At 75.1% G+C, this 2,265-nt stretch carries 3 protein-coding genes and 2 pseudogenes; 2 read left to right on the top strand and 3 right to left on the bottom strand.

The genetic code is table 11. From position 1 onward, the window contains the following. The 3 genes and pseudogenes from VR44_RS48080 to VR44_RS45715 all read right to left on the bottom strand — a co-directional run. Nucleotides 1-253, bottom strand: a 253-nt coding sequence (locus VR44_RS48080; protein WP_425424569.1) for an ATP-binding protein, incomplete at its 3' end; no start/stop codon positions are given. Between the two features lie 164 nt (nt 254-417). Then, a pseudogene (locus VR44_RS48075) lies at nt 418-576 on the bottom strand (helix-turn-helix domain-containing protein); the annotation flags it as partial. 70 nt (nt 577-646) lie between these two features. Further along, nucleotides 647-790: a hypothetical protein gene (locus tag VR44_RS45715; RefSeq protein WP_157880538.1), complete on the bottom strand. Its 144-nt coding sequence runs from the start codon at nt 788-790 to the stop codon at nt 647-649. A 266-nt stretch (nt 791-1,056) separates the two neighbouring features. Between VR44_RS45715 and VR44_RS38315 the strand changes: the two genes are divergently transcribed. Next, complete coding sequence (locus VR44_RS38315) at nt 1,057-2,034, top strand: SDR family NAD(P)-dependent oxidoreductase (protein ID WP_045952301.1); 978 nt, start codon at nt 1,057-1,059, stop codon at nt 2,032-2,034. A gap of 63 nt (nt 2,035-2,097) precedes the next feature. Then, nucleotides 2,098-2,265 (top strand): annotated as a pseudogene (locus tag VR44_RS48070) (transcriptional regulator); the annotation flags it as partial.

Here is a 2,265-nt window from a genome sequence, read left to right as displayed (position 1 = left end):
GCGCGGAGAGGAACTCGCGCAGCACCTCGATCAGGGCGGGCTCGCCGGTGTCACCGAACCCGCGCAGGTCGGCGTAGAGCGTCCCTTCGGGGAATCCGGCACGGCCCTGGTGGGCCCAGTGCAGTACGAGGGCCGTCTTCCCGACCCCGGCGGGCCCGACCACCAGGCAGACGGGCGCCTCGCCCGCGGCGGCCCGGGACAGGGCGGCGAGCTCCGCCTCCCGCCCGTGGAAGCCGCGCGGCGCGCGCGGCAACAGATCCGGCGTGGCGGTCCGCGCGGCCGGGTCCGGTCCTGCGGCGGCGGGCGCGGCCTCCGTGGTGCGGGCCCGGCGCGGGCGGCCCAGGCTCGCGTGTGTTCCAGCTCGCGGGCGCCTTCCGGGTCCAGGCCAAGGGCTTCGGCCAGTGCCTGCACGGTGCGGCGCTGCGGCCCCCGGGAGCGTCCGCGTTCCATGTACGAGAGGGCGCGCACGCTCACTCCCGCCGCGTGCGCGAGCTCCTCCTGGCTCAGCCCCGCCCGCCTCCGCAGGCCGTACAGCAGCGCGCCGAAGGCGCCGGTTGCCGGTGTACCGGTGTCCACGTCTGGATGTCCCCTGGTCAGTGCGGCCCAGCCGAAACGCCGTACCTCGCCCGCAAAAGTATGCACGACCCTACTTTTGCGGGTGGAACGCGGTCGGCGGCGAGCGGTCCAGCGTCAGGCACTTGCCGGTCCACTGGTGGCTGCCGGGCACCGGGTCGGCGGCGCAGGCGGGCTGGGCCACCAGGCACTCGCTGCGCCGGCGCGTGGCCCGCATCGAACAGCTCAGGGGCGGACCGGGAAACGCGCCTGGACTTCCTGGCGGCCCGGCGGGCCGCGCGGGCGGGGCCGGGCCTGAGGGTCCGGCCACCACGGCTTCGCACACCCGCGCGGGCGCGCGCTGTCGGTCGGCTGTCGGCAGGGGCCGCGGTCTGTCGGTGCGCTGTGAGCGGGCTCCGTGACCGTGGGGGGCGGGCAGGTACCGGCTGGTGAACGGGCCGGGGCCGCCCTGACCAGACCCCTGCGCACATCCGGGAGCCCGCCATGCCGTCCACCCCCTCCGTGCCCCACACCCCGCCGTGGGACGTCCACCGGCTGCCTCCCGCCGCCGGGAAGACCTTCCTGGTCACCGGCGGCAACGCGGGCATCGGCTACTTCGTCGCCGAGCAACTCGCCGGCACGGGCGCCACGGTCGTCCTCGGCAGCCGCGACCCGGCGCGGGCCGGGGCGGCGATCGCGTCCATTGGTGCGCGCGTCCCCGGCGCCGCGGTGCGGCACGTAACCCTGGACCTGGCCGATCCCGCTTCGCCCCGGGCCTGTGTGGACGCGCTCGGGCTGGACCGCCTCGACGCGGTCGTGCACAACGCCGGCGTGGCCCTCGACCACCCCCCGCGCCGGGAGACCGCGGACGGCCACGAGCTGATGTTCGCCACCAACCACCTGGGGCACTTCGCGCTGACCCACCACCTGGCCCCCCTGCTCGCCGCGGCCCCGGGGAGCAGGGTCGTCACCACGGGCAGCTTCGCCGCCAAGTCGGAACGCCTGGACCTCGACGACCTCCAGAGCAGGCACGACTACCGGCCCAAGCGCGCCTACGCGCGTTCCAAGCTGGCCCAGATGCTCTTCGCCCTCGAGCTCGACCGCCGCCTGCGGGCCGCCGGCAGCACGACGCTGAGCGTGCTCGTCCACCCCGGCGTGAGCGTGCTAGTCCACCCCGGCGGCGCGCTCGACTCCCTCACCCCCTCGCGCCCTCCCGTCCACGTCCGCACTGCGGGCGCCCGCCTGAGCCGCCTGCCGCTGCGCCTCGCCGTCCAGGGCAAGGACGCCGCCGCCTGGCCCGCCGCGCGGGCCGTGCTCGACCCGGCGGTGGGCGGCGGCCTGATGCTCGGCCCGCGGGTGTTCGGGCTCCGCGGCGCGCCCAGGGTCGAACCCCTCTGGGAGCACCTGGCCGACACCACGACCGCCGCCCGTCTGTGGGCGGCCAGCTGCGGCCTGACGGGCGTCGAACCCGCTTTCAGGTGAAGGAAGTTCGGGATTCCACGAAACCCCTTGCCCAATGGTCAAGAATCGTTGACCATTGCTGTCATGCCTACCGACGATCTTCCCGAGACGTTCCACGTCACGACGGACGAGCAGCTGCGCGCCGTCTCCAATCTCACGCGCCACCGGATCATGGCCGTGCTCCGCTTCGAGCCCGCGACGATCACTCAGATCGCCGACCGGGTCGGCCTGGCGAAGGGGAGTTCCAGCTAC

The organism is Streptomyces katrae, from assembly GCF_000966975.1.
Taxonomy (GTDB): domain Bacteria; phylum Actinomycetota; class Actinomycetes; order Streptomycetales; family Streptomycetaceae; genus Streptomyces; species Streptomyces katrae.
Note: the sequence above shows the minus strand (reverse complement) of the source record. Positions and strands in the feature narration are given on the sequence as shown.